The organism is Anaerobacillus sp. CMMVII, from assembly GCF_025377685.1.
Lineage (GTDB): Bacteria > Bacillota > Bacilli > Bacillales > Anaerobacillaceae > Anaerobacillus.
On sequence record NZ_JACEHK010000002.1, the window covers coordinates 13369 to 36145 of the forward strand.

Sequence of the window (22777 nt, forward strand, 5' to 3'; positions counted from 1 at the left end):
AGGTGTAAAAAATGAGAATAGGAATGGTAATAGATATAGATAAATGTACAGCATGTCAAGCTTGCACGATTGCGTGTTGCTCTGAAAATAATCTTCCAAAAGGTATTCAAAGAACAAATATCTACCCAATTGGACCAAAAGGTAAATTTCCGAATGTCTCTATGCAATTTGTCTCAATGGGCTGTATGCAATGTGATGATGCACCTTGTGTGAAGGTTTGTCCAATTAAGGCAACATATATGAGGGAAGATGGAATAGTTATACAAGACAACGATAAATGTATGGGATGTAAATATTGTATGACAGCGTGTCCGTATGAAGCTCGAAATTTCAATAAATATGCACCGTTTACTGAAGAGTATGACGAAAAGCCAGAGTTTATAAATCCTAGTTCGAGTCTATCTCCAAGACATACTATTGAAAAGTGCGATTTCTGTAGCCATCGCCAAGACGCTAGTGATGGAATTGCTGCTACAGCATGTGTAGTAGCCTGCCCTTCAGAGGCACGGTATATTGGTGATCTTGATGATCCAAACAGTGAAATAAATCAACTGATTAGAAGAAAGCACGCTCAACCTTTACGACCAGAGCAAAAAACAAAGCCAAAAGTTTATTACGTGTGGGATAAATAAATTCCTAAAGAAAGGGAGGTATTAAAATGTCAGTTAACACAGAAGTTCAAACAAACGTACCTTTAAAGAATTCTATTATTCCTTCAGGTACGGCGTTAATATGGGTTGTTGTTTTTGGGGTCTTAGCTGCAGTAGGACTATTCGCTGCTGGAACCATTTTAGTTCAAGGTCAGTCTTCACTAGCAGCGACAAACTTAGTTCCATGGAATATCTTTGTATCAGCCTATGTATTCTTTGTTGTTACGAGTACTGGACTATGTTTCATATCTGCATTTGGCCACGTTGTTGGAATTCACAGGTATGAAATTATAAGTAAAAGAGCAGTAACTATGTCGTTAATTATGCTAGCGGTAGGTATGATGGCAATTCTTTTAGACATAGGCCGTCCGCTAATGATGATTAACATGTTGTTTTCACCAAATCCAACATCACCTATGTTCTGGATGGGATTACTTTATGGGGTTTATGGCTTCTTATTAGTGATGGAGCTAATATCTATAATTAAAGGTAACCATAAAGCAACAAAAATCTGGGGAACACTTGGTGTTCTTTCAGCGCTAGTTGCTCACGGAACATTAGGTGCATTATTCGGGATGCTTTATGCTAGAGATTTATGGTACGGAGAATATATGCCAATCTACTTTATTCTTTCAGCATTTGTATCTGGATTAGCAGCATTATCATTGTTTATCTTTTTATCTTATGGGTCTCAAAAAAAATATATCCCTTATAAGTTAGAAGGTCTGTTAAGTGAAATCGGTCGAATTTTGGCTTATGCTTTAGGTGCATTACTATTCTTCATATTTTGGAAGTCAGTTGCTGGACTTTACGCAGGAAAAGTAGAAACACAAATGTTATTATTCGGTGAATACGCAGTTAGGTTCTGGGTATTTGAAGTAATCATTGGAATATTAGTTCCTATGTTTATCCTTGCAAATAAATCAATGAGAACAAAAGGTGGTATTGTACTTTCAGCAATTCTAGTATTAACAGGTTTAGTGATGGCTCGTTTAAATCTAGTAATTGTAGGGCAGTTATCGCGTCCATTTGAGCAAGGATTGGCATCATATAGTGCCAACGCTTTAGAAATAATGTTCTTTGCAGGATTGTTTGGAATCGCAGGTCTCCTTTACATGATTGCAAGCACTATACTGAAGTTTGAAAAATATGAAGAAAAAATGAGTAAACAATAGTCATATAAGAAGAAGAATGAGCAACAAACAACTGGTTACAAGATCAGTTGTTTGTTGTCTCTTATTAAGTCACTCCGTCAAAATCGAAAGGAGACATCTTATGTCACAATCTACAGAATTAAACGTAATTGACAACAAATCTGAGGCTAGAGCTTATATTTACAAGTGGTTACAAGAAAAATTTGTAACTCCGAATGGAGAAAAATACACTGAATTTGATTTTTCTACATTAAGGGAAGCGCTAGCTTATATTGGAATGAACAATTTGGAAGCACCGATACTTGAAATGGAAGAAACCCTCAATCAAAACTATAGTGAGAAAGATGCAGTATTAGAATTTTGCAGATTGTTCTACGGACCACAAAAGATTCCTTGTCCACCGTTCGGTTCCTATTATGTTGACACGATGATACCAATGAATAAGTCGGCAGTAATGGCTCTTGAAGAATATTTGAATTGGGGACTTGTATTGTCTGAAAACACAGGGTGCTTTCCAGATCACATTGCAATTGAATTGGAATTTATCTATTATTTAGCAGCTAAAGAAGAAGATGCTAGAGAGCAAAGGGATTATCTAAAGGCAATAGAATTAGTAGATGCTCAACAACAATTTTTAGCAAAGCACTTAATTAAATGGGTACCACAGTTTGTAGAAAAAACTGTAGAAACTACAAATCTGAAATTATTCAGTGGACTAGTAAAGTTTATTAACGAGTTTCTTAAAGAAGATTATAGATTATTGAATGATATAAAAGAGCAATACAAACAGTCAATGAATTAGATTCAAATTCTTAAATGAAATAAAAAAACGAACATGAACAAATTATGTAATTGTAAGCATAGAGGGAGAGGGGTTGATAGTATATGAGCACAGCAATAAGTAAGTGGATTGAGGGGCATTCAATGGATCTATCTTTAGTTCAATGTTTGAATAAGCAAAGTCGCAGTGTTGTATGTGATAAGTGTATCGGCGGCTGTCCAACTAATGCATTACAATTAAACAATAAAAGTGAAATAGATTTTCTTAAAGAACAGTGCTTATATTGTGGGAAATGTGTCAGTGACTGCTCGGTTTTAGCATTTGATTTCATCTCAAAGCCATATACAAAAACAATTAAACAAATGACTGCTTATCCTAATAGTTCAATTACATGCGAACAATTTGAAAAATACCAAAAAGGTATTAAAGTACCATGTTATTTACACCTTGATACTGCAATGCTCATTCATTATGTCACAGTTAATAGAAAATTACCGACAGACCATCAGAATAATATGATTGTGGAATTATATATAGGAAGCTGTGAATCTTGCCCTCAAAATAAGCATATATATATATCAGTGCAAGATCATCTGACACAAATTCAAGAATGGTTTGATCAAGTAGGTATGGCTATAAAGATAGTTGTCTCATTAGATGATAAGCACTACTTTTCTAAAATAGATGAAGAGGCTGCTGATGGGATTACTCGAAGGACATTACTTAAAAGCCTAGCGTTTAACTTTTTTAAACGTACAGAAGAACAAGAAATAGAAACGAAAGATACTGCTCCTGAGCAATTAAATGTGAAGGGAAAATTTAAATACAAACGGGAATTAATTAATCAAGGGTTTACGCTTTTTCAAGATCAAGTTGAAAATAATTGTAACGTATTACCTCATTCAGATTTTGCAATGGTAAAGAAAAAGGAGCCATGTACTCATTGTCGTATTTGCGAAAAAATCTGTCCTACTAAAGCTTTGATTTGGGAAGATAACAACAGTAACTCAACATTAAACTTTTTTCCACAAAAGTGTATTGCTTGTCGTCGTTGTGAAAGTTGTCCAATGGGATCAATTTCGGTTCTGCCTATTTCTGCATACGATTATATTCACACTAATAAACAGCAAATAGCAGAGTTGATCACTGGAAGATGTATAGATTGTGGGGATAGTATTAGAAGTTTAGGTGATACACAAGATTTGTGCCCTATCTGCATAAAAAAAAGAGAAATCGCTCAAAGCTTATTTGATAGATTATAATAAATTACTTATATATCTAGCGAAGAGGTGCATAAATAAAATGTTACAAAAATGGTTGGCTAATCCGTTTGGTAATAGCACTTCAATACAATTGGTCGAGAGTTATTGTCTGAATTTTATAAACGAGGAAATTAACTGTTCACACTGTAGAAATGTTTGTCCAACAAATGCAATTATATTTAAAAATGACAAAATAGAACTTGATCATACTAAATGTAATAAATGTAGTGTGTGCGTTCACCACTGTCCAACAGATGCTTTATTTTTGGAAACTGAAACATTGTATCATTATGAAAACAGATCGCATCTAGAGAATATGTTTGTTTGACTTGCAAAAAACAAAAAGGCATCAAGATGATATCGTCTTACCATGTCTATCGGTTATTACACCAGAACTTATTTTAGTTGCACACATGCATAACAAATGGGTTCAAGTTTTTTATAATCATCATAAATGTAGAAATTGCCCTTTAAACCATAACGTTTCAAAAACAATGGAAACTCTAAGAGAACTAGATTACATTACTAACTATGATATTGAGCTTATTGATGATGAGTTTGATAAAAAGGCAAGGAAAAAAAGCCTAAAAAAACAACAATGGTTTACGTTTCATAAACAGAAGTCAAATGAACAAACGGAGAAATTAATTTTAATTGAACAAGTAAAATTAATATTGAAAATAAAATCCCAACACCTGAAAGAAGAAAGTATCTTGCTGAATATCTAAAACGTGAAAAGCAGGAAATGTACTTGTCAGTAAATTTAGCTGAAAAATTTAAATTAATCACATTAACGGTAGATGATCATTGTGATTTATGTGAAAAGTGCGTAAATCATTGTCCAACTGGAGCATTAAACATTGTAAATAACGACGAGGGGATAACCTTATCGCATAATGTAATACAGTGTATAGATTGTGAACTTTGCAGTGACAGCTGTTTATATATAAATCGAGCACTTCAAACGTGCCTTTATGAAGGAGTGGTTTTACCTAGAGTCTTGAAAGGGGCTATTCCTTCTGAGTGGAAAAAAGGTAAAAATCTATAATGTAAAGTAGTTAATTTAAGTATTAACTACTTTTTTGATTTTCTACAAAATGTAAGAAATCAAAACTAAACTACGAATTGTTATATTTTTGTTTTTGTATCTTAATGAATTTCATAATTCATTATTTTCGCTACTAAGTTCTAAATGTAGTTACGTAGAAACCATTCGCAACTACATTTAATTTGATATAGCACGGTAAAGGTAATTATGAAATTTACTCATCTAAGGTGCTGTTATTTATAAACGTTTAATGACAATTAACGAGAAATCAGCAAAAGTAACTTAAATAAAGGTATATTAGTTTTGTGGATTATTTTAATTGTTAATACTTGAACTGTATGAGCTTAACTTTTGGAATTGCGTCTACATTACCATGTTAAATGAGGTGAACATTATTAAAACACAATATTTATTCCTATTCTATTTATTTATATTAGTAGCATGTGATAAAACGCCCGAGTTAGAGTTTATTCATTTAGTCGAAAAAAATACAGCAGAAGTCTTTGTTGAAGAAGAAAACGACGCTACAGTAAAAGTTGCTTTTGCCTCTGTTGTTTCTCCAGAAGAAACGCGATATAAATATGAATTATTAATTAAATATATTGAAAGAAAAATTGACAAACCGATTACTGTTATTCAAAGACAGACGTATGATGAAATTAATCAGTTATTAAAAGATGGGGATGTTGATTTAGCTTTTATATGTTCACTTTCCTATGTTATCGGTAAGGAAGAGGGATATGTACTAGATATTGCAACTACTAAGATTAATGGAAATGATCATTATCAAGCATATATCATTACCCATATTAATAGTGATATATACTCAATTGAAGATTTAAGAGGGAAAAATTTTGCTTTTGTTGATCCTTATTCATATTCAGGTAAGTTAGCATTATTAGGGATGCTCGATGATTACGGATATTCAGAAGATACATTTTTTGATGAAACATTTTATACGTACAGTCATGACTATTCAGTAAAAGCAGTAGCGAGAGGTGCTGTTGATGCTGCAACGGTTGATGGAATTACCTTCGACATGTTAGTAGAAATTGAAAATGAAGATGCTAAGCAAATTAGAGTTATAGATAAGGGGCCGTTGGCAGGAGCACCGCCAATAGTTGTTTCACATAAAATTGATCCCAATTTAAAAAAAGAATTAAAGGATTTAATCTTATCTTTAAAAGATGATCCTGCTGGGAAAATAATCTTACAAGAATTAATGATTGAAGAATTTGTAGTCATTAACCAAGAGAACTATGAACCAATAAGAAACGTATTAAATTTAATGGGTGAATAACTATGAATATTAAAAGAAAACACTGGAGCTTTTTTTGGGGGCTTCCATCCACATTAAAATTTATGGAATGGTTTTCATTGTAATTACTTTAGTGACAGTTTTTAGTTTATTTGCAATAAGAATGTCAATCACTGAGACGTTATCTCAACAGTTAGATGATAGGGTAAAATCAATCGGTAGTGATGTAGCGGCAAAAAGTAGTGACCTTATGTTGACAAATAATATTTATGCCCTACAAAAACTTGTAAATGATACGAAAGCTAATAATAAAGACATTGAATATGTTTTTATTCTAAATGAACGTGGGAAACCACTTGTTCATACTTATGAAAATCAAATGTTAAGTGACGAGCTCAAATTATATAATAAAGTAGATAATAACGACAATGTAAATTTAGTTTTATTTAACTCTGAGAAAGGAATAATTCGTGATGTTGCAGTTCCAGTCGTAAAGGGGTTGGGTGGAACTGCAAGAGTAGGTTTACGAAATGATTCTTTGAACAAAGCGTTAGTCGATGTAACGAAACATATATTTACGATTATGTTTTTTGTATTAATTGTATCTGTTGTAATTGTTTTGGGATTAACAAGGATCATTACATTTCCAATTACAAAATTAGTGGGTTTAACTAAAAAAGTGGCAATAGGTGATTTCAGTTCAAGAATAAGTAATTTTCCGAATGATGAGATTGGAAAACTAACACATTCTTTTAATTCAATGCTTGGGAATCTCGAAAAAGAAAGAAATGAAAAAGAAGAATATTTTAAAGAAATATTAACTAGGAATCGAGAATTAACTCTATTAAACAGTATTTCAGCAAATATAACATCAATCGATGAAATGAAAAAGGTTTTGCAAAAGTTTGTTCAGAAAATCGTACATGAACTTTCATTAAATAGTGCATTTATTCAAATAAAAATAGGAGATCAAATCGAAGTGATTTCTGATTCAAAGGAAAAGTGTTTTTTAGACATGTATAGTAATGAGGCAGAAATCAAGGAACCAAGATGTTTATGTGAAAACGAGGAGGCTAAAGTAAATAATACTTTTCCATTATTAGTGAAAGATCAATATGTAGGGAAAATACAAATATGTAATACGAAAGAATTGGATCCTTATTCGGTAAAAATCTTAAAAACGATCGGAAATCAACTTTCAGTAACCATTGAGAATATTCAACTTTGGCAAGAGCTGAAAAAGAAGGAAAAAATCCGTGAAATGCTTTTAGAAAAAGTAATGACCGTGCAGGAAGAGGAAAGGAAGAGAATTGCAAGAGAGCTGCATGATGAAACGAGTCATTCCCTTTCATCGATTTTATTAGGTTTAAAAGTCTTACAAGAATCCCCATCAGATGAAGTCAGAAAAAATGAGATAAAAAAATTAAGAGAACTAACCCATAATACGATTGAAGAGGTACATGAATTAGCTTGGCAGTTAAGACCGAGCATCCTTGATAAATTCGGTCTAAAAGTAGCAATTGAACGGTATATTGAAGAATTTAAAAAGAAATTTCCGGCAGAGTTTGATTTAATAATTAACGGAATTGAGACGGATAGACTAAGACCAGAGATAGAGACAGCCATTTTTCGGGTTGTTCAAGAGTCATTAACGAATATTTTGAAGTATTCCAATGCTACATCAGTAAGCGTTATAATTATGAAAAATCGATCCATCATTTCAGTCATTATTGAAGATGATGGTGTAGGTTTTAATATTGAAGCAGTGTTAAATAAAGACCCTTCAAAATACAATTTAGGTATTAGAGGAATGCAGGAACGAGTTTCTTTATTAGGTGGGACGCTTAACATCGAATCTGAACGTGATCAAGGTACAGTAATTATGGTTAAAATTCCGTTAAAACCTGAGGGGGGAGATATACTTGACAGTCAGAATCATGCTAGTTGATGATCATCCTGTATTTCGTTCCGGTTTAAAAACTATTATTCTAGCAGAAGAAAATTTTGAAGTTGTTGCTGAGGCTGATAATGGGAAGACCGCCATCGAAAAAGCGTGTCGAACTAATCTGGATATCATCATAATGGATATTAATATGCCTGAAAAAGATGGTATTGAAGCAACAAAAGAAATTATGGCCAAAAATCCTGATGTGAAAATATTAATTTTAACAATGTATTCAGATGAGGCATATTTGAAAGAGGGTCTTAATGCAGGTGCTTCTGGGTATGTGTTAAAAAGAGCTGTAGATACAGAACTAATTACTGCAATCAAGACAGTAATTAGAGGCGAACACTATATTTATCCAACTTTAATTCCTAGTTTATATGGTAAACCTAAAGAACAAAATATAGATATAAACACTAGTGTTGAAGATGATCTACTTAGTCAAAGAGAAAAAGAGGTTTTAAGGCTCATAGCTCTAGGTTATACACAAAAGGAAATCTCGACAGAGCTTTTTATTAGTATTAAAACTGTAGAAACTTATAAGGCAAGATTAATGGATAAGATTGGTGCAAAGAAAAAGTCGGACCTAGTTAAGTATGCTTTGAAAACAGAATTATTAACAAACATGGATTAATAAATTTCCAAATTCATTATTTTCACTACTAAGTTCTAAATGTAGTTGGATAAAAACCATTCGTAACTATATTAGATTGCCTAGCTAGGTTATAAATTGAAATTCACTCAAATAGTAATATTTAAGCGTGAATGGTTCCTAAGTTTATATAATATCCTTCTAGTCAGGGGATATTTTTATAAATATAATACAAACTAGATAATGAATACTCGCCCTAAAAGTATTCGACAATTCTTTGGCCGACTAATCTTGTTTAGATTGGTCGGCCATTTATCCTTTTCTTATCAAAGAAAGAGAATTTTAACTGAGTGATCTTCAATCTGCTCTAGGTGATTGGAAGTTTACAGTGCTGGTCTTAAAGCCCACAGTCACGCTCAAGTGTACAAAGTACCATTATATAAACAAGTCCTTTCAGAGTTGTATACAAATATTAAAGAGATATCGAGATATTATGTTTGGTGATGACAAACCGAAACCGATTACCGTAATTATTACTACATTAGCAGCAAGAGCATATAGTGGTGAGTGGTGAAAGTGATATATACATCGCTTTAAGTAATATATTAGATAGGCTTTTTCAAAAACTTTGTGGCTTTTAGGTCGTAACCAAGCATTCGTTTGGTTACGACCTAAAACTATTAGCAACAATATTTTAGAAGAGCCATTAGATAAAATTTGTATCATATAGATATGAAATAATTTTGGCGAAAGCGAATTCACACAACTGTTATGAGAATTGTTCATAAGTTTTCAAATCAATCATTAAGTGAAAGAACAGCTTTCGCAGCAATAAAAATTATTGAGAAGCACTGGAAGATCGTCGACAAGAATTTCATTGGTTAGTAAGATGATGTCAAAGACAAAAAATGTCTAATGTTTTAAACGGAGTCAGCTATGAACGGCTACAAAGTTTACTGCAAATGATTTATTTTTCATGAAAATATATGTTGACAAATCGTAATGATTCCGTTAACCTCAATATAGAATTAAATACCTCGTTAGGTGAGGCTCCTGTGCTGGAGATATGCTGCTGCCCAAAAATGTCGAAAGACGCCAATGGGTCAACAGGAACCATCGAATTAAGGTGGTTTTTAACGTAGCTGGAACTATTCCTATGCCGCACAGTGCTAAAGCTCTACGAATGGAGGGAAAGTATTTATTTGTGTTGCCTATTTATAGGTCTATACACTGTATTTTTGTTGCGCATCAAACACCTTCATTCGTGAAGGTGTTTTTTTACGTTTCAAAGAAATCGGAGGTGGGGAAATGGATAGTGACTCGGATAGTAGGACAAATAACAACTTTTTGATAAAACAAACTAACTTAATACAAACTATTACTAAGATATTGAGGAGTTCCATTTCTACACCTCTGGTGTTAGGTCTGCTGAATTCCAATTAGGAGGAAGTGCCATGGTAAAATTAGACCAACAAACTCGTGAAACTTATCAAAATCACATCATTCAAACAATTATTGACCAAAATATGACTGATTTTAGAGAACTTTTTTTTGAATTACATCCTACAGATCAAATAGACATCTTAAATTCAGTAACCAAAAAACAGCGTGCTGTTTTTTATAAATTTGTGAAACCTGACGAGTTTGCGGAGATATTTCAAGGGCTGGAAGTTAGTAAGCAAAAATTGTATATCTCAGAATTGCAACAGAACTATGCTATCGATGTTATCAATAATATGCCTTACGATGACATAGCTGACTTTTTTGCAGAGCTTCCCGAAAGCACGAAAGAATTGTATTTGAGTCAAATGGATAAGGATGAAGCCGCGGAAGTAATCCACCTATTAAAGTATGATGACCAAACAGCCGGTGCAATTATGACGACAGAGTATATATCCGTGGCATCATCAGATACCGTTGGGAACGTTATGAACCGCCTACGGTTAGAGGCACCTGAAGCAGAAACAATTTACTACCTTTACGTTATTGATGAGCAGTTGAAATTAGTAGGAGTTGTATCATTAAGAGATTTAATTGTTTCACCTTTAGATCAAAGTATTGAAGAAGTTATGCTTTCAAGGGTTAGATCGGTTGAAACACACACGGACCAAGAAGAAGTGGCAAGGATAATGAAAAAATACGATTTCCTTGCCATTCCAGTAACTGCTCAAGGAATGCTTGTTGGGATTGTCACAGTTGATGATATTATGGATGTTGTTGAGGAAGAAACAGAGGAAGATTTTGGTGAGATTTCAGCTGTTAGAGGTTCCATTGATGCCAATGTTACTGCTTTTGCTGCAGCTAAGAAACGCGCACCATGGATTATCATGCTAATGTTTTTAGGGCTGGTAACCGCTGGTGTAATTGGAGAATTTGAGGAAACCCTAGAAGCAGTCATTATATTAGCGGTATTTATTCCGTTAATTATGGACTCAGCAGGAAATACCGGTACACAGGCTTTAGCAGTAGTTGTACGTGGATTAGCGTTGGGATCTGTTGACGGATCATCTGTTAAGAAAATGCTGAAGCGCGAATTTGGAACTGGACTTATGCTCGGGCTAATTTGTGCCATTACATTGCTAATTATTATTCCGTTTTTATACGATGGTGGATTAATACTAGCTGCTATTGTGGGTGTTTCCTTATTTTTCACTCTCAGCTTCTCTACCATGGTTGGAGCTACAGTTCCTTTAATTATTAATAAGTTAAAAATCGATCCTGCAGTTGCGTCAGGCCCATTTATCACAACTATAAATGATATTATGGGATTAATTATTTACTTCTCAATCGCAACAGCCTTATTAGATTATTTACCTCAATAATATATTGGTTAACGACTAAGTTTAAGACAAAAAAATGCAATTTAAAAGAGGCACTTTAATAGGTGCCTCAGGCTGTTGAGGAAGTCTCAACAGCCACTTTTATTACAATACAGATACCAGCCAAGCTTGACTCTTCGCGCATAGCGTGACGTTTGAAGACTAAATGAGGCAGTGAGACAAATTCATTTTCCCACTGCCTCATTTAGTTTTCTTTTTTCTATAAAAAAATTAAGTCTTCAACCTATATAAGAAACCCTCTGTTTTTTTAACAGGGGGTCTCTAGACACTCTGAGGCCCCTTAATAGGAGCCACTAAATGACCTTACATAACTGTAATCAACTCAACCGGACCATGGTCATCACAATGGTCACCATGAACATGATGCAGTCTACCGTTAACTAAATAATCGAAATGGTCTCCATGGGGGACCATTTCATGTCCACAATCTTCTTCGTGATTGCAACCACAATTCATTGGTTTACATTCTGCAGGATTGACCTCAGAAACTTCGATTGTACACTCGTCCCAATGCCCTTCGTGTTCGTGATGCAAATGTCCATTATGAATATAATCAATATGGTCATTATGCCTTATTTTCGTATGTCCACATGCGATACTATGTTTATGGTTATGATTCGTGTGAACGTGGTGATCTTTTTCCGCCATAAAAATCCCTCCTTTCTTTCATTGTTCATTGTTCCCTCTTGAAGAGTAAATTAGTAATTTATAGACAGGGAAGTGTGTAAAAATTAGGTTTTTAGTTGAAAACAATTATCATTATCAACGAACTGTGGTAAATTTACCTAAGTAAATCTGAACTTTTTAACAGAGTAAGCTTGAAAAATGGAGGGGATAAGCTTGTTAGTAGTTTGTAAACACCATATTAAACATGGATTACAATATCTCAACACACCACACATAGCTTCAATTAAAGATGAAAAATATAAAGTGTGTTGTGTATTTTGCGAACATAATGCCAACTATAAATTATTTTACTCCATACCAGTCTCAAAAAGTCATAGATTGCTTGTGCAAGAAATGATTAAGGGAAAGAAATATAACTGATTAGATCGTGACTAGAACTCTAAAAGTTGATCATTCTAAGATTACAGTTACCTTATCTTTTCCTTTAAAAGTTACATATGCCATTAAGGTCAAATGTAGTGACTGCATGTTTGAAAGTGACGATGATATCATAGCTTTCTTAGACCAGGCTGTTTTCCCATAGACTGTTGTTTTCAAAGAGCATAATGTATTGCACTATGTTTGGTGGCATCTTATCTGCTCAGTTATCGAAATGAGTAAAAGAATAAGGTACTGTACATTTTTTTCTATGTTACAAAAATATTGTTCTAACTAATTAGTTTGACAGATTTGTATAAATTGATTATATTTTGTAATAGAGAAAAATCGTAATCATTATGATTTGTAAATCGTAATTATTTTGATTTAAAGGAGAGGTTACTATTGAAAAAGTATAATTTAGTGTTGTTTTTCATAGCTATTTTTTTTATAACAATGGGCTGTTCTAAAGTGTCTGAGGTTACTGAAACGAAGACAAAAGCTTCTGAAGAGGGGACAGGGACTGAACCAAAGTCGGTTACGTTACTGTATAGTTTTGCCCCTGGTAGCCTAGATCCTCACACAGAGTCCATTACGGTGAGAGCAGGAATTACTGAGACGTTAGTAAAAATTGATGAAAATCTAGAAATTAAGCCTTGGCTTGCCGAAAGTTGGGAACAAATAGATGGTAAAACATGGAGGTTTAAGGTGAGAGAAGGAGTTACGTTCCACGATGGGCTACCTGTTGATGGAGAGGCGGTTAAAGCTTCATTTGAAAGAGCGATTGAGGTAAGTAAAGCACTTCAATCCCTTTTAAAGATTGAGTCTATTGAGGCAGATGGTCAGCAAGTAACGTTTAAAACAACCGATGAGTACCCAGCGTTTATTTCTGAACTAGTACATACAAATGCCTCAGTTATTCAAGTGAATGCTGAGAACATTGAGCATGCACCAATTGGTACTGGACCTTTTAAAGTGACATCATATATTCAAGATGTCCAAATACAGTTGGAACGTTTTGAGGGGTATTGGGATGGGGTGGCTAAGTTAGAGAAAGCAACTGTTAAGTTTAACTCTGACGGAAATGTTCGTTCGTTAAGTTTACAGTCAAAAGATGCGGACATTGCCTACCATATTCCTACTGAAAGCATAGAGATAATTGAGAAGTCAGATTTCTTAAGAATTGAGTCAATTCCAAGTCTTCGCGCGCATTTTATTCTTTACAACAATAATAAAGCAACGATGAAAGATGTAAAAGTACGCCAAGCATTAGATATGTTAATAAATCGTCCAGTAATTGCAAAGGATCTTATGAATGGTCACGCAACTGAGGCAAATGGTCCATTTAACAAGAACCTACCTTTTGGGAGTCCAAAAGAGATAACTGCCTTTGATCCTGACAAGGCTAAAGCTTTATTAGAAGAAGCAGGTTATCACCTAAACGCAAAAGGGTTGATGGAAAAGGATGGCCAAACTTTATCTTTAAAACTAGCGACATATCAAGGACGCCCAGAACTGCCTCTTATGGCCCAATATCTTCTTGCAGAAGCATCTTTAGTAGGAATTGAAATAGACATAGTTGTTGTTGAGAATGTGGATAGCTATTTATTCGAAAACCAAGATGAGTGGGATATGGTTACTTATAGTATTTTAACAACTCCTCGTGGAGATGGAGGATATTTCTTTAACGTAGCTTATCTTCCTGCTGCTTCGTTAAATCCTGGGCAGATTGATAACCCAGAGCTTACTTCGCTTATTGAGGTACTTAATACAACGAGTGATCAATTCACTCGGAACGAGTTGAAGAGTCGCGGTGTTGAAATAATTCAAGAACAGGTACCACAATCCTTTATTGTTTATCCACACATTGTTGTCGGTGTAAATGAACGGGTGATCAATTGGAAGCCAGGTGCAGAGGAATATTATTTACTTACAAATACTTTGGATGTGAAATAGGTGATTCAAATTATCTTTGCCAGACTAGGGCAAATGGTGTTTGTTATCTTTATGCTAACAATAATTACGTTTAGCTTGATGAAGCTTGCACCGGGTGACCCTATTTGGACAATGCTACAAGTTGATGAAGTAATCATCACTTTTGAAGAAAAGGAAAGTCTAAGAGAAGAACTTTTATTTGATCAGCCAATTCTTATCCAATATGGAAATTGGTTAAAAAATATAGTTCGATTAGATCTAGGGAAATCTTTCGTAAGTCAACAGCCTGTAACGAAAGAAATTGGCAGTAGAATTATGCCGACCTTGTTTTTAACTATGGGCGGCCTTGCAGTAATGATGGGTATCGCCTTACTTTTAGGAAGTCTTGCTGCTATTTATCAAAATCGCTGGATTGATCACCTGAGTAGGTTACTAGCTTTCGCTGGGGCAAGTGTTCCTACCTTCTGGCTTGGTCTCATTATGATTTATCTGTTTTCGGTGAAATTTGCAATTCTGCCAGCGTTAGAACATGGAGGTATCAAGAGTTTGATACTTCCATCTTTTACGTTAGGTCTAGGTCTTGCCGCAGTCTATGCTAGGTTACTTCGAGCAGGACTATTAGAGAGCTACTCTCAAGAATACATTCGCGCTGCTCGGGCAAGAGGTATAGGTGAGTGGCAAATTTTGCGAGTTCACGCCTTGCGTTCAGCCTTGGTACCAGTCATAACTATGTTTGGGATGAGCTTTGGTAGTTTATTAGGAGGATCAGTGGTTGTCGAAGTGTTATTTTCTTATCCTGGATTAGGTAAATTAGTGGTTGATGCGGTGTTTAAACGAGATTATCCACTAATTCAAGGGTACGTTCTCTTTACAGGGGTTGTCGTTGTTTTTGTAAATTTAATTGTAGATTTATCTTACCGGTTTCTAGACCCTCGAATTCGTTACGGGAAGGGTGGACATTAGTGACTGTGAAAGAGTTTTTTCGTGATCCGATGTTAGTAGCAGGATTTTTGATTTTATCAATCGTTATGATGTTAATAATAATTGGTCCTTTTGTCATTCCTAATAATCCATTTGAAATGAATATGGGAAATCGTTTTGCTAGACCGACGTTACAGTACCCATTAGGAACCGATTTTTTCGGAAGATGTATTTTTTCTAGACTAATTGAAGGGGCAAAATATACCTTAGGCTTATCGACACTCGTTCTATTAGCAGCTCTTTCTATAGGTGTTCCGATTGGTTTAATTTCTGGGTATGTAGGAGGCAAACTAGACGCCATTTTGATGAGGATTGTTGATGGGTTAATTGCGTTTCCTGACTTTATTTTGGCAATTGCTATAGCAGGATTTTTAGGACTCAATATGAAGAATGTTGTTATAGCCATCATTGTCGTAAAATGGATTAGCTATGCACGGCTAGTTCGAAGTAGTACACTAGCGGAAAAAGAGAAGGACTACATTCTTGCAGCAAAACTGAACGGATCAAGTCATCCAAAAATTATTGTTAAACATTTATTTCCTCATATTGCTTCCCAAGTGGCGATTGTTGGTAGTTTAGATTTAGGAAAGATTATTTTAATTATTGCATCGTTATCTTACTTAGGTATTGGAGCTCAACCTCCAACTCCTGAATGGGGAGCGATGTTAAATGATGCAAGACCTTATTTTCAAACAGTTCCTACCTTGATGATTTATCCAGGTTTGGCAATTATGATGGTTGTTCTTAGTTTCAACTTAATTGGCGATGGTCTTAGAGAAGCGCTTGATATAAAGAATAGATCGTGAGGTGATCGTAATGAGAACTAGTTTAATAGATACAAGCCCTGTGTTGCAGATAAAAGGTTTATCTATTAAAAATAAGCAAAACAAGCAACAATTGCTTCATAGCTTGGATTTAACGATTAACCCAGGTGAAATGGTTGGCCTTGTAGGTGAAAGCGGCAGTGGGAAAAGTATAACTGCATCTGCTATTTTAGGGTTACTACCAAGGCAACTAGAAATAAATCAAGGTGAAATCTCATTTCAAGGGAATAGAATTGATCATTTACCTCAACAACGACTACGCCCATTGCGTGGAAGACATATGGCAATGATATTTCAAGATTACAACGGCAGTCTAACTCCGTTTATTAAAATAGGAAAACAGATGATAGAAACACTTCGTATCCATGAAAAGATAACGAAAAAGGAAGCAAGAGAACGTGCCTTAGAAGCTTTACAGCGTGTGAAGCTTCCGGAAACAAGAGTGTTTGAAAATTATCCTTTTGAGCTAAGTGGTGGACAAAAGCAGCGTGTCGCTATTGCTATGGCAATGATGCTACATCCAGCCTTGTTAATTGCAGATGAGCCAACTACGGCGTTAGATGTTGTAACGGGAGAGCGGATTTTGGAACTCATCAAAGATCTTCAAAGTGAATTGAAATGTGGTGTTTTATTAATTTCACACCATTTAGGTGAAGTGTTGAAATGGTCTGATCGTATCGCAGTGATGTATGGTGGACATCTAGTAGAAGAAGGAACAACTAGAATAGTTGGCCAACATCCGTATACAAGCTTACTTCTACAGTCTAGACCACAGTTAACCAATGAGTTTACTGAACTAAAATTAATTCCTGGAGAACCAGGGAATGTCTCGGAACTAGGTTGCCCATTTGTAAATCGGTGCCCGAGTAGAGTGGAAAAGTGTTGGGAGAGTAACCTAAAATTAGTTTATTTACAAGCTAATCATCGGGTCTCTTGTCACTTGTTTGACCGACAATTTTATTGCAATGAGGTACGGTAACAATGAGTGTTTTGTTAGATGTTTGTCATGTTGAAAAAAAGTATCAGGACCAATTCTACGCAGTTAAAGACGTTTCTTTTCAAATAAAAATTGGCGAATGTTTGGGTTTAGTTGGTGAGAGTGGCAGTGGAAAAAGTACAATTGCCCGCGCAATCCTATCTGTTGTGAAGCTAGATAAAGGGGCAATTTATTTCCACGGATCAAGGCTAGATACACTTCAGGGTGAAAAGCTAAGGCAAATGCGAAAGCATATCCAAATGGTGTTCCAAGATCCTACATCTTCTCTAAATGAGCGCTTATCCATTTTCACCTCTGTGATGGAACCTTTAGATAATTTTAAAAAAGTAAAGCCTTCTTTTTTAGCTGATGTTAGACATTCAAGAGAAGAAACAGCCATTAAACTATTAGAGATGGTTGGTCTCTCAAGCGATTTTTTAAAGCGTTATCCGCATGAATTAAGTGGTGGACAAAAGCAGCGAGTAGCCATAGCTAGAGCCATCAGTTTAGGACCAGATTTAATCATATGCGATGAACCTACGGCTAGCCTTGATGCTTCTATTCAGGCGCAAATACTAAATTTGTTAAAAGAACTAAAAAAAGACCTAGAGATGTCTTACTTATTTATAAGTCATGATATTGCTGCCGTTCAATATATGAGTGATGAAATGATTGTGATGAAAGAAGGGGAAATTGTCGATCAGTTTTCTACGCAGCAATTATTGCATTCTGATCGTAATTTATACACGCGGCAGCTAATTCAAGCTAATTCGTATTAAAAAATTAATGTGGTCTTCTTTTGAAATAAAATAAGCTATTAGGGATCAATTTCATTTCATTATTATAATAAAAGCTGCCCCCTGATACCTTGAAATTAGAGTGACTACTACTAATTGCAAACTAGGAGAAAACATCCTAGTAAAAGAGGTGTTGAAAAATGATAGATGTTCGAGAGGTAAACGACACTGAGATTGAGGCTGTGAGCCACTTCTTACTTAGTACAATGGGTGAAGTCTTTCCATTCCCACTAAGTCAGAGATCTTTACGAGATTTAGAGGAAATGAAAGAACGCTTTTTAGACCGTAAAGATGCAACATTTTTGGCGGCATTTTTTGAGGGGAAAGTGGTGGGAACTTTAGCTATTGACCGTTATGACAACCGAATTAAAGCTCTTAGAGGGCGTTTTGATTTGGATGCTACATGTGAAGTAATCAAATGTTATGCAGATCGAAATAAACGGCGACAAGGCATTGGTAGTTTACTTTTTGAAAAGGCAACAGAGTTTTCAAAACGAGCAGGCTATCAAACAATGTATCTCCATACTCATAAGTTTTTACCAGGGGGATTCACGTTTTGGAGGAAAAAAGGTTTTTCAATTATTCTTGATGAAGGTGATCCTTTTGAAACGGTTCATATGGAAAAAGGACTGTAAGTGTTGAATACATTAGCAGTAGACCTTTCGAATAATCGTCCTGCCTTAACTAATCGCAAGTATTTAGCATTAGCTATTCCGTTAATCATTTCAACACTAACAACACCATTATTAGGTGCGGTTGATACAGCAGTCGTAGGTCATTTATCAGACCCTGTCTTTATTGGTGGGGTTGCAGTAGGTAGCTTAATTTTCTCACAATTGTATTGGTTATTAGGTTTTCTTCGAGTTAGCACCTCAGGATTTACAGCTCAAGCGAAAGGTGCTAACAACCGAGAAGAACTTTTTTACTCATTTATTAGACCATTTCTTTTAGCGGCTATGTTAGGTTGCTTTTTCCTTCTGATTCAATCGCCAATAAAATGGGTAGCCTTTTCGATCATTCAAAGTAGTGAAGGTGTTTACGTTCAAGCAGCTAATTATTTTGATATTCGTATCTGGGGAGCACCATTTGCCCTTATAAATTATGTTATTCTTGGTTGGTTAGTTGGATCATCACAAATTCGTATAACGGTTTTTTCACAAATATTTATCAATGTCTTAAATATTATTTTAAATGTAGTTTTTGTATTAAATTTTAATCTTGGAGTTCAAGGGGTTGCTCTAGCTAGTTTAATAGCAGAAATTAGTTCGGTTGTGATAGGTTTGGTCATCCTCTGGAAGCTTAACATGATTCCAAAAGATCTCAATACACAATGGAAGAAGTTGTTTCAACATGGCCCGTTCGTAAAAATGCTCCAAGTAAATCGTGATTTGTTTATTAGAACTGTTTGTTTACTGACAGTCTTTACAATGTTTACATCAAAAAGTGGACAAATGGGGGAAGTTGAGCTTGCGGCTAACGCAATATTATACCAATTGCACCTTATTCTTGCCTATTTCATCAGTGGATTTTCAAATGCTAGCAGTATCTTAATTGGTAGAGCGGTGGGGGGCAAACAGATTGACCTTTATGATGCAACAGTAAAAATGTCGGCAAAATGGGGAGGCATAGCAGCTGTTACTCTTACACTTCTCCTCCTCTTATTTAGTGATTGGATCTTACCGCTATTTACATCAATTGAAGAAGTTCTATTAATGGCTAATCAATTTATGTATTGGCTGTTATTATTTCCATTAGTCAGCTTTTGGGGTTTACAATTGTATGGGATATTTACAGGTGCAACAGAGGGTAGACCTTTAAGGAATTCTATCATTCTTTCTTTACTTATTTTTCTGATTTCCTATTATGTGTTTGTTCCTATATTAGGCAACCATGGCTTATGGTTAGCGTTTATCTTATTTTCGCTTGCTCGGTCTATATTTTTATGGCCTTATTTACTTTCCTTGAAAAGTAAATGTTTCACGAATGGTGTTGGATAGGAAATTAATTGCATATTTAACCAAAATTTTTTAGTGGAAGGCTCCCGCTAGTCTCCGCCAACCAACGTACATAACGACTTCGTTTCTTGCTAAAGCAAGGAATGGGGTCGTTTTTTAATATTGCATGTAGAATTTGCAGAGTTCCTTTATTTGTTCAAAAATTGAGAAAAAAGAGCTTTTTTTTAAGAAAATAAGTGATCCTATGACCGTTTTATAAGTATACCTCATTTATAATTTCCAGCAGCCAAAAGTTTAAGTGTTTGGTCATGCAAGCCTCCATCCTCTTTAAATGATCGCTACTAAGACGAGTTACATCAATGCAAAAGAACATAGTGGTGCCTGTGGTACACCAAGTTACCGTAGCGTGTCAAAGGAATCGGCTATCTGTTGATATAGAAAGTCGAGTCTTCAGAAATTTATTGTTTTGGTGACAGTGCAACCCCCGATAATTATTCCCTAGTTTAAAACACCTAAAGGAAGTATCAATCCTAAAAAAAATATATTATAGAAAAATGAAAAGATCTATTGAAAACGTTTTAAAAGTGTAGTAATGTTGTTATTAAGAAATATCCGAAACGTTTTGGAGGTTTGGATCATGGCTACGATTAAAGATATTGCTAAAGCTGCTGGGGTATCTGTGACAACTGTTTCCAGAGCGTTAAATGGCTATCACGATGTAAATGAAAAGACAAGAAAGAAAATAAAAGAAGTTGCTGACCAACTAAACTATAGTCCAAATACACTTGCAAGAAGTCTTGTGATGAATAAGACAAACACAATAGGTTTATTAGTCTCTGAGCTTAACCGTTCAGGAGTTAAAGACAATTTCACTTTTGAAGTGATGTGCGGAATAAATGATTGTGTTGGAGACTTAGGTTACGATTTAATTCTCTTTAATACAAATCCAGATAAACAAAAAAAGAAGAGTTATACTCAACTTTGCCGTGAAAGACAAGTCGAGGGTGTTATTTTCCAAGGTATGAAGAAAGATGATCCTTATTTGAAAGAGATCATTGATAGTGAAATTCCGTGTGTTCTTGTAGATATTGAAATGCAGGGTGAAAATGTTGGGTATGTGACAACGGACAATGAATTTGGGGCACAAATGGCAGTAAAGCATTTGTATAATTATGGTCATCGTCATATTGCTATGGTTAATGGTCACGATCAAGCATTAGTTAGTATAAGAAGGCTACAAGGATATAAAAAAATGTTAAGTGAAGCCAACATCCCTTTTAATGAAAACTATGTTGTTGACGGAGGATTTTCTGAACAAAACGCAGAAGAAGTAACTATTCAGCTACTTAAGAATTTCCCTGAAATTACTGCTATCTTTTGTGCCAGTGACTTAATGGCAATGGGTGTAATGAAAGCAGCTAAAAATTTAGGTCTCAACATTCCTAGTGATCTATCAGTTGTTGGATTTGACGATATTCTTTTAGCATCATATGTCAATCCACCACTCACAACAATTGCTCAGGATAAATACAAAATGGGGTATGAATCTGCTAACCTACTAATTAATATCTTAAATTCAAAAGATAGTTCCCGAGTAAAGGTACTTGATAACCACTTAGTGATTAGGCAAACAACAGCTGAAAAACATTGTTAACTTCCCCGGAATGGGGGGAGTTGTTTTAACAAAATATACCGAAACGTTTCGGTTTTTATTTTAATAGAAATCCAAAACGTTTCGGTTAATAAATGATCTGTTTTTGAAGCTTTTCATAAGACATGGACATATGGCCTTAGTTAAAGTGGCAAAATGATAAATGATAGTACCAATTTTTAGTGATCAATTTTATAGAATGCATACACCAAAAGAAAATGCTAGGGGTGGAAGAATGAAAGATATTAAAGCGATAGCGCTTGATTTAGATGGAACTTTTATTAAAAGAGATGGCACTATCTCAGAACGAAATAAGCAAGCTGTTTTAAAGGCGTTAAATCAAGGGATTAAGGTGGTCTTAGCCTCGGGTAGAGTACCAGCAGCAAGTGTAATGTATCATAAGGCATTAGGGTTAGATACATACATGATTTGTTCAAATGGTGCATTAATATACGATTTTGTTGGTCAAAAAGCATTTAAAAGATTAGCTATAAATAAAGAGAATGCACGAAAGATTTTGGATCACTTTAAGCCTTTATCTAGGAATATCCTTGCCCATTATGATGATGACTTTTTCAGTTTATATGAAGATGAAGTCGTAAAATCTTGGTCCGAAAATGAAAAAAGAAGTCCAAGTTTTATAGGAGATTATTCTAGTCTTATTGGCGATAACATTACTAAATTTGAAATATTTCTAAACAAATTAGACGATGTTTATCCAAAGGAGCATGAGAAGACATTACCAAATGATATATACATTATCAATAAACCTGGTTATATTGAAGCGATGTTTCAACCGTCATCAAAATGGCATGCTCTAAAAGATGTGCTTGAGTTATATGGGATAAAACCAGAACAAACGATGGCTTTTGGAGATAATGATAATGATTTAGATATGCTTGAAAATGTTGGTTATGGAGTAGCAATGGAAAACGGTATTGATGAGGCGAAAAAGGCAGCAAAATATATCACCTTTCACCATGAAGAAGATGGTGTTGCTCGCTTCTTAGAGAAAAATATATTTTCATAAAAATGTAAGTAAGAAGAATGAAATATAAAATTTATAAAGAATGGTGGTAAGTCA

General features: G+C 34.8%; 21 protein-coding genes and 1 riboswitch. Of the genes, 20 read left to right on the forward strand and 1 reads right to left on the reverse strand.

Annotated features, from left to right (window positions below):
• Positions 1–11 precede the first annotated feature (11 nt).
• From H1D32_RS04330 to mgtE, 11 genes are all read left to right on the forward strand, one after another.
• Positions 12–632, forward strand: a complete 621-nt coding sequence (locus H1D32_RS04330) for a 4Fe-4S dicluster domain-containing protein (protein ID WP_261176943.1) — start codon at positions 12–14, stop codon at positions 630–632.
• A 26-nt stretch (positions 633–658) separates the two neighbouring features.
• Entirely contained in the window at positions 659–1825 is a 1167-nt protein-coding gene (gene nrfD, locus H1D32_RS04335; protein ID WP_261176948.1) for an NrfD/PsrC family molybdoenzyme membrane anchor subunit, read from the forward strand.
• Between the two features lie 100 nt (positions 1826–1925).
• A complete protein-coding gene (locus H1D32_RS04340) occupies positions 1926–2606 on the forward strand; it encodes a TorD/DmsD family molecular chaperone (RefSeq protein WP_261176949.1) in 681 nt (226 codons plus the stop codon).
• Between the two features lie 83 nt (positions 2607–2689).
• The gene (locus tag H1D32_RS04345; RefSeq protein WP_261176950.1) at positions 2690–3847 is read left to right on the forward strand and encodes a DUF362 domain-containing protein; all 1158 of its coding nucleotides are present in this window, start codon (positions 2690–2692) and stop codon (positions 3845–3847) included.
• 40 nt (positions 3848–3887) lie between these two features.
• Entirely contained in the window at positions 3888–4175 is a 288-nt protein-coding gene (locus H1D32_RS25265; RefSeq protein WP_396126143.1) for a 4Fe-4S binding protein, read from the forward strand.
• Positions 4168–4575: a hypothetical protein gene (locus H1D32_RS04350; protein WP_261176952.1), complete on the forward strand. Its 408-nt coding sequence runs from the start codon at positions 4168–4170 to the stop codon at positions 4573–4575. The genes H1D32_RS25265 and H1D32_RS04350 overlap by 8 nt, the downstream gene beginning before the upstream one ends.
• Positions 4576–4598: 23 nt before the next feature.
• Positions 4599–4895 (forward strand): 4Fe-4S dicluster domain-containing protein, encoded by a 297-nt coding sequence (locus tag H1D32_RS04355; RefSeq protein WP_261176953.1) that lies wholly within the window; start codon positions 4599–4601, stop codon positions 4893–4895.
• Positions 4896–5214: 319 nt separating this feature from the next.
• The gene (locus H1D32_RS04360; RefSeq protein ID WP_261176955.1) at positions 5215–6195 is read left to right on the forward strand and encodes a substrate-binding domain-containing protein; all 981 of its coding nucleotides are present in this window, start codon (positions 5215–5217) and stop codon (positions 6193–6195) included.
• Between the two features lie 34 nt (positions 6196–6229).
• Positions 6230–8101: a histidine kinase gene (locus H1D32_RS04365; protein ID WP_261176956.1), complete on the forward strand. Its 1872-nt coding sequence runs from the start codon at positions 6230–6232 to the stop codon at positions 8099–8101.
• Positions 8076–8732 (forward strand): response regulator transcription factor, encoded by a 657-nt coding sequence (locus tag H1D32_RS04370; RefSeq protein ID WP_261176958.1) that lies wholly within the window; start codon positions 8076–8078, stop codon positions 8730–8732. The genes H1D32_RS04365 and H1D32_RS04370 overlap by 26 nt, the downstream gene beginning before the upstream one ends.
• A gap of 987 nt (positions 8733–9719) precedes the next feature.
• Positions 9720–9886: riboswitch (M-box (ykoK) riboswitch) on the forward strand.
• Between the two features lie 258 nt (positions 9887–10144).
• Entirely contained in the window at positions 10145–11512 is a 1368-nt protein-coding gene (gene mgtE / locus H1D32_RS04375) for a magnesium transporter (protein WP_261176963.1), read from the forward strand.
• A gap of 321 nt (positions 11513–11833) precedes the next feature.
• Here mgtE and H1D32_RS04380 read toward each other — a convergent pair whose 3' ends face one another.
• Positions 11834–12178 (reverse strand): hypothetical protein, encoded by a 345-nt coding sequence (locus H1D32_RS04380; protein ID WP_261176965.1) that lies wholly within the window; start codon positions 12176–12178, stop codon positions 11834–11836.
• Between the two features lie 801 nt (positions 12179–12979).
• Between H1D32_RS04380 and nikA the strand changes: the two genes are divergently transcribed.
• The 9 genes from nikA to H1D32_RS04425 all read left to right on the forward strand — a co-directional run bounded on the left by nikA (position 12980) and on the right by H1D32_RS04425 (position 22723).
• Positions 12980–14530, forward strand: a complete 1551-nt coding sequence (gene nikA, locus H1D32_RS04385; RefSeq protein ID WP_261176966.1) for a nickel ABC transporter substrate-binding protein — start codon at positions 12980–12982, stop codon at positions 14528–14530.
• Positions 14531–15472, forward strand: a complete 942-nt coding sequence (gene nikB, locus H1D32_RS04390; RefSeq protein WP_396126144.1) for a nickel ABC transporter permease — start codon at positions 14531–14533, stop codon at positions 15470–15472.
• Positions 15472–16296, forward strand: coding sequence for a nickel transporter permease (gene nikC, locus H1D32_RS04395; RefSeq protein WP_261176967.1), 825 nt, complete (start codon positions 15472–15474; stop codon positions 16294–16296). The genes nikB and nikC overlap by 1 nt, the downstream gene beginning before the upstream one ends.
• A gap of 10 nt (positions 16297–16306) precedes the next feature.
• Complete coding sequence (locus H1D32_RS04400; RefSeq protein ID WP_261176969.1) at positions 16307–17293, forward strand: ABC transporter ATP-binding protein; 987 nt, start codon at positions 16307–16309, stop codon at positions 17291–17293.
• Positions 17294–17295: 2 nt separating this feature from the next.
• The gene (locus H1D32_RS04405) at positions 17296–18069 is read left to right on the forward strand and encodes an ABC transporter ATP-binding protein (protein ID WP_261176970.1); all 774 of its coding nucleotides are present in this window, start codon (positions 17296–17298) and stop codon (positions 18067–18069) included.
• A gap of 158 nt (positions 18070–18227) precedes the next feature.
• Positions 18228–18722: a GNAT family N-acetyltransferase gene (locus H1D32_RS04410; protein ID WP_261176972.1), complete on the forward strand. Its 495-nt coding sequence runs from the start codon at positions 18228–18230 to the stop codon at positions 18720–18722.
• A 3-nt stretch (positions 18723–18725) separates the two neighbouring features.
• Positions 18726–20084 carry an MATE family efflux transporter gene (locus tag H1D32_RS04415; protein ID WP_261176973.1) on the forward strand — a complete coding sequence of 453 codons (1359 nt, stop codon included), beginning with the start codon at positions 18726–18728 and terminating at the stop codon, positions 20082–20084.
• A 595-nt stretch (positions 20085–20679) separates the two neighbouring features.
• Positions 20680–21696 (forward strand): LacI family DNA-binding transcriptional regulator, encoded by a 1017-nt coding sequence (locus tag H1D32_RS04420; RefSeq protein WP_261176975.1) that lies wholly within the window; start codon positions 20680–20682, stop codon positions 21694–21696.
• 160 nt (positions 21697–21856) lie between these two features.
• Positions 21857–22723, forward strand: coding sequence for a Cof-type HAD-IIB family hydrolase (locus tag H1D32_RS04425; RefSeq protein WP_261176977.1), 867 nt, complete (start codon positions 21857–21859; stop codon positions 22721–22723).
• Positions 22724–22777: the final 54 nt, after the last annotated feature.

Excerpts from the sequence above, each read along its gene's own strand:
- H1D32_RS04330 (WP_261176943.1), top strand. The coding sequence starts at position 12 with ATGAGAATAGGAATGGTAATAGATATAGATAAATGTACAGCATGTCAA.
- nrfD (WP_261176948.1), top strand. The coding sequence starts at position 659 with ATGTCAGTTAACACAGAAGTTCAAACAAACGTACCTTTAAAGAATTCT.
- H1D32_RS04340 (WP_261176949.1), top strand. The coding sequence starts at position 1,926 with ATGTCACAATCTACAGAATTAAACGTAATTGACAACAAATCTGAGGCT.
- H1D32_RS04345 (WP_261176950.1), top strand. The coding sequence starts at position 2,690 with ATGAGCACAGCAATAAGTAAGTGGATTGAGGGGCATTCAATGGATCTA.
- H1D32_RS25265 (WP_396126143.1), top strand. The coding sequence starts at position 3,888 with ATGTTACAAAAATGGTTGGCTAATCCGTTTGGTAATAGCACTTCAATA.
- mgtE (WP_261176963.1), top strand. The coding sequence starts at position 10,145 with ATGGTAAAATTAGACCAACAAACTCGTGAAACTTATCAAAATCACATC.
- H1D32_RS04380 (WP_261176965.1), bottom strand. The coding sequence starts at position 12,178 with ATGGCGGAAAAAGATCACCACGTTCACACGAATCATAACCATAAACAT.
- H1D32_RS04400 (WP_261176969.1), top strand. The coding sequence starts at position 16,307 with ATGAGAACTAGTTTAATAGATACAAGCCCTGTGTTGCAGATAAAAGGT.
- H1D32_RS04405 (WP_261176970.1), top strand. The coding sequence starts at position 17,296 with ATGAGTGTTTTGTTAGATGTTTGTCATGTTGAAAAAAAGTATCAGGAC.
- H1D32_RS04410 (WP_261176972.1), top strand. The coding sequence starts at position 18,228 with ATGATAGATGTTCGAGAGGTAAACGACACTGAGATTGAGGCTGTGAGC.
- H1D32_RS04420 (WP_261176975.1), top strand. The coding sequence starts at position 20,680 with ATGGCTACGATTAAAGATATTGCTAAAGCTGCTGGGGTATCTGTGACA.
- H1D32_RS04425 (WP_261176977.1), top strand. The coding sequence starts at position 21,857 with ATGATAGTACCAATTTTTAGTGATCAATTTTATAGAATGCATACACCA.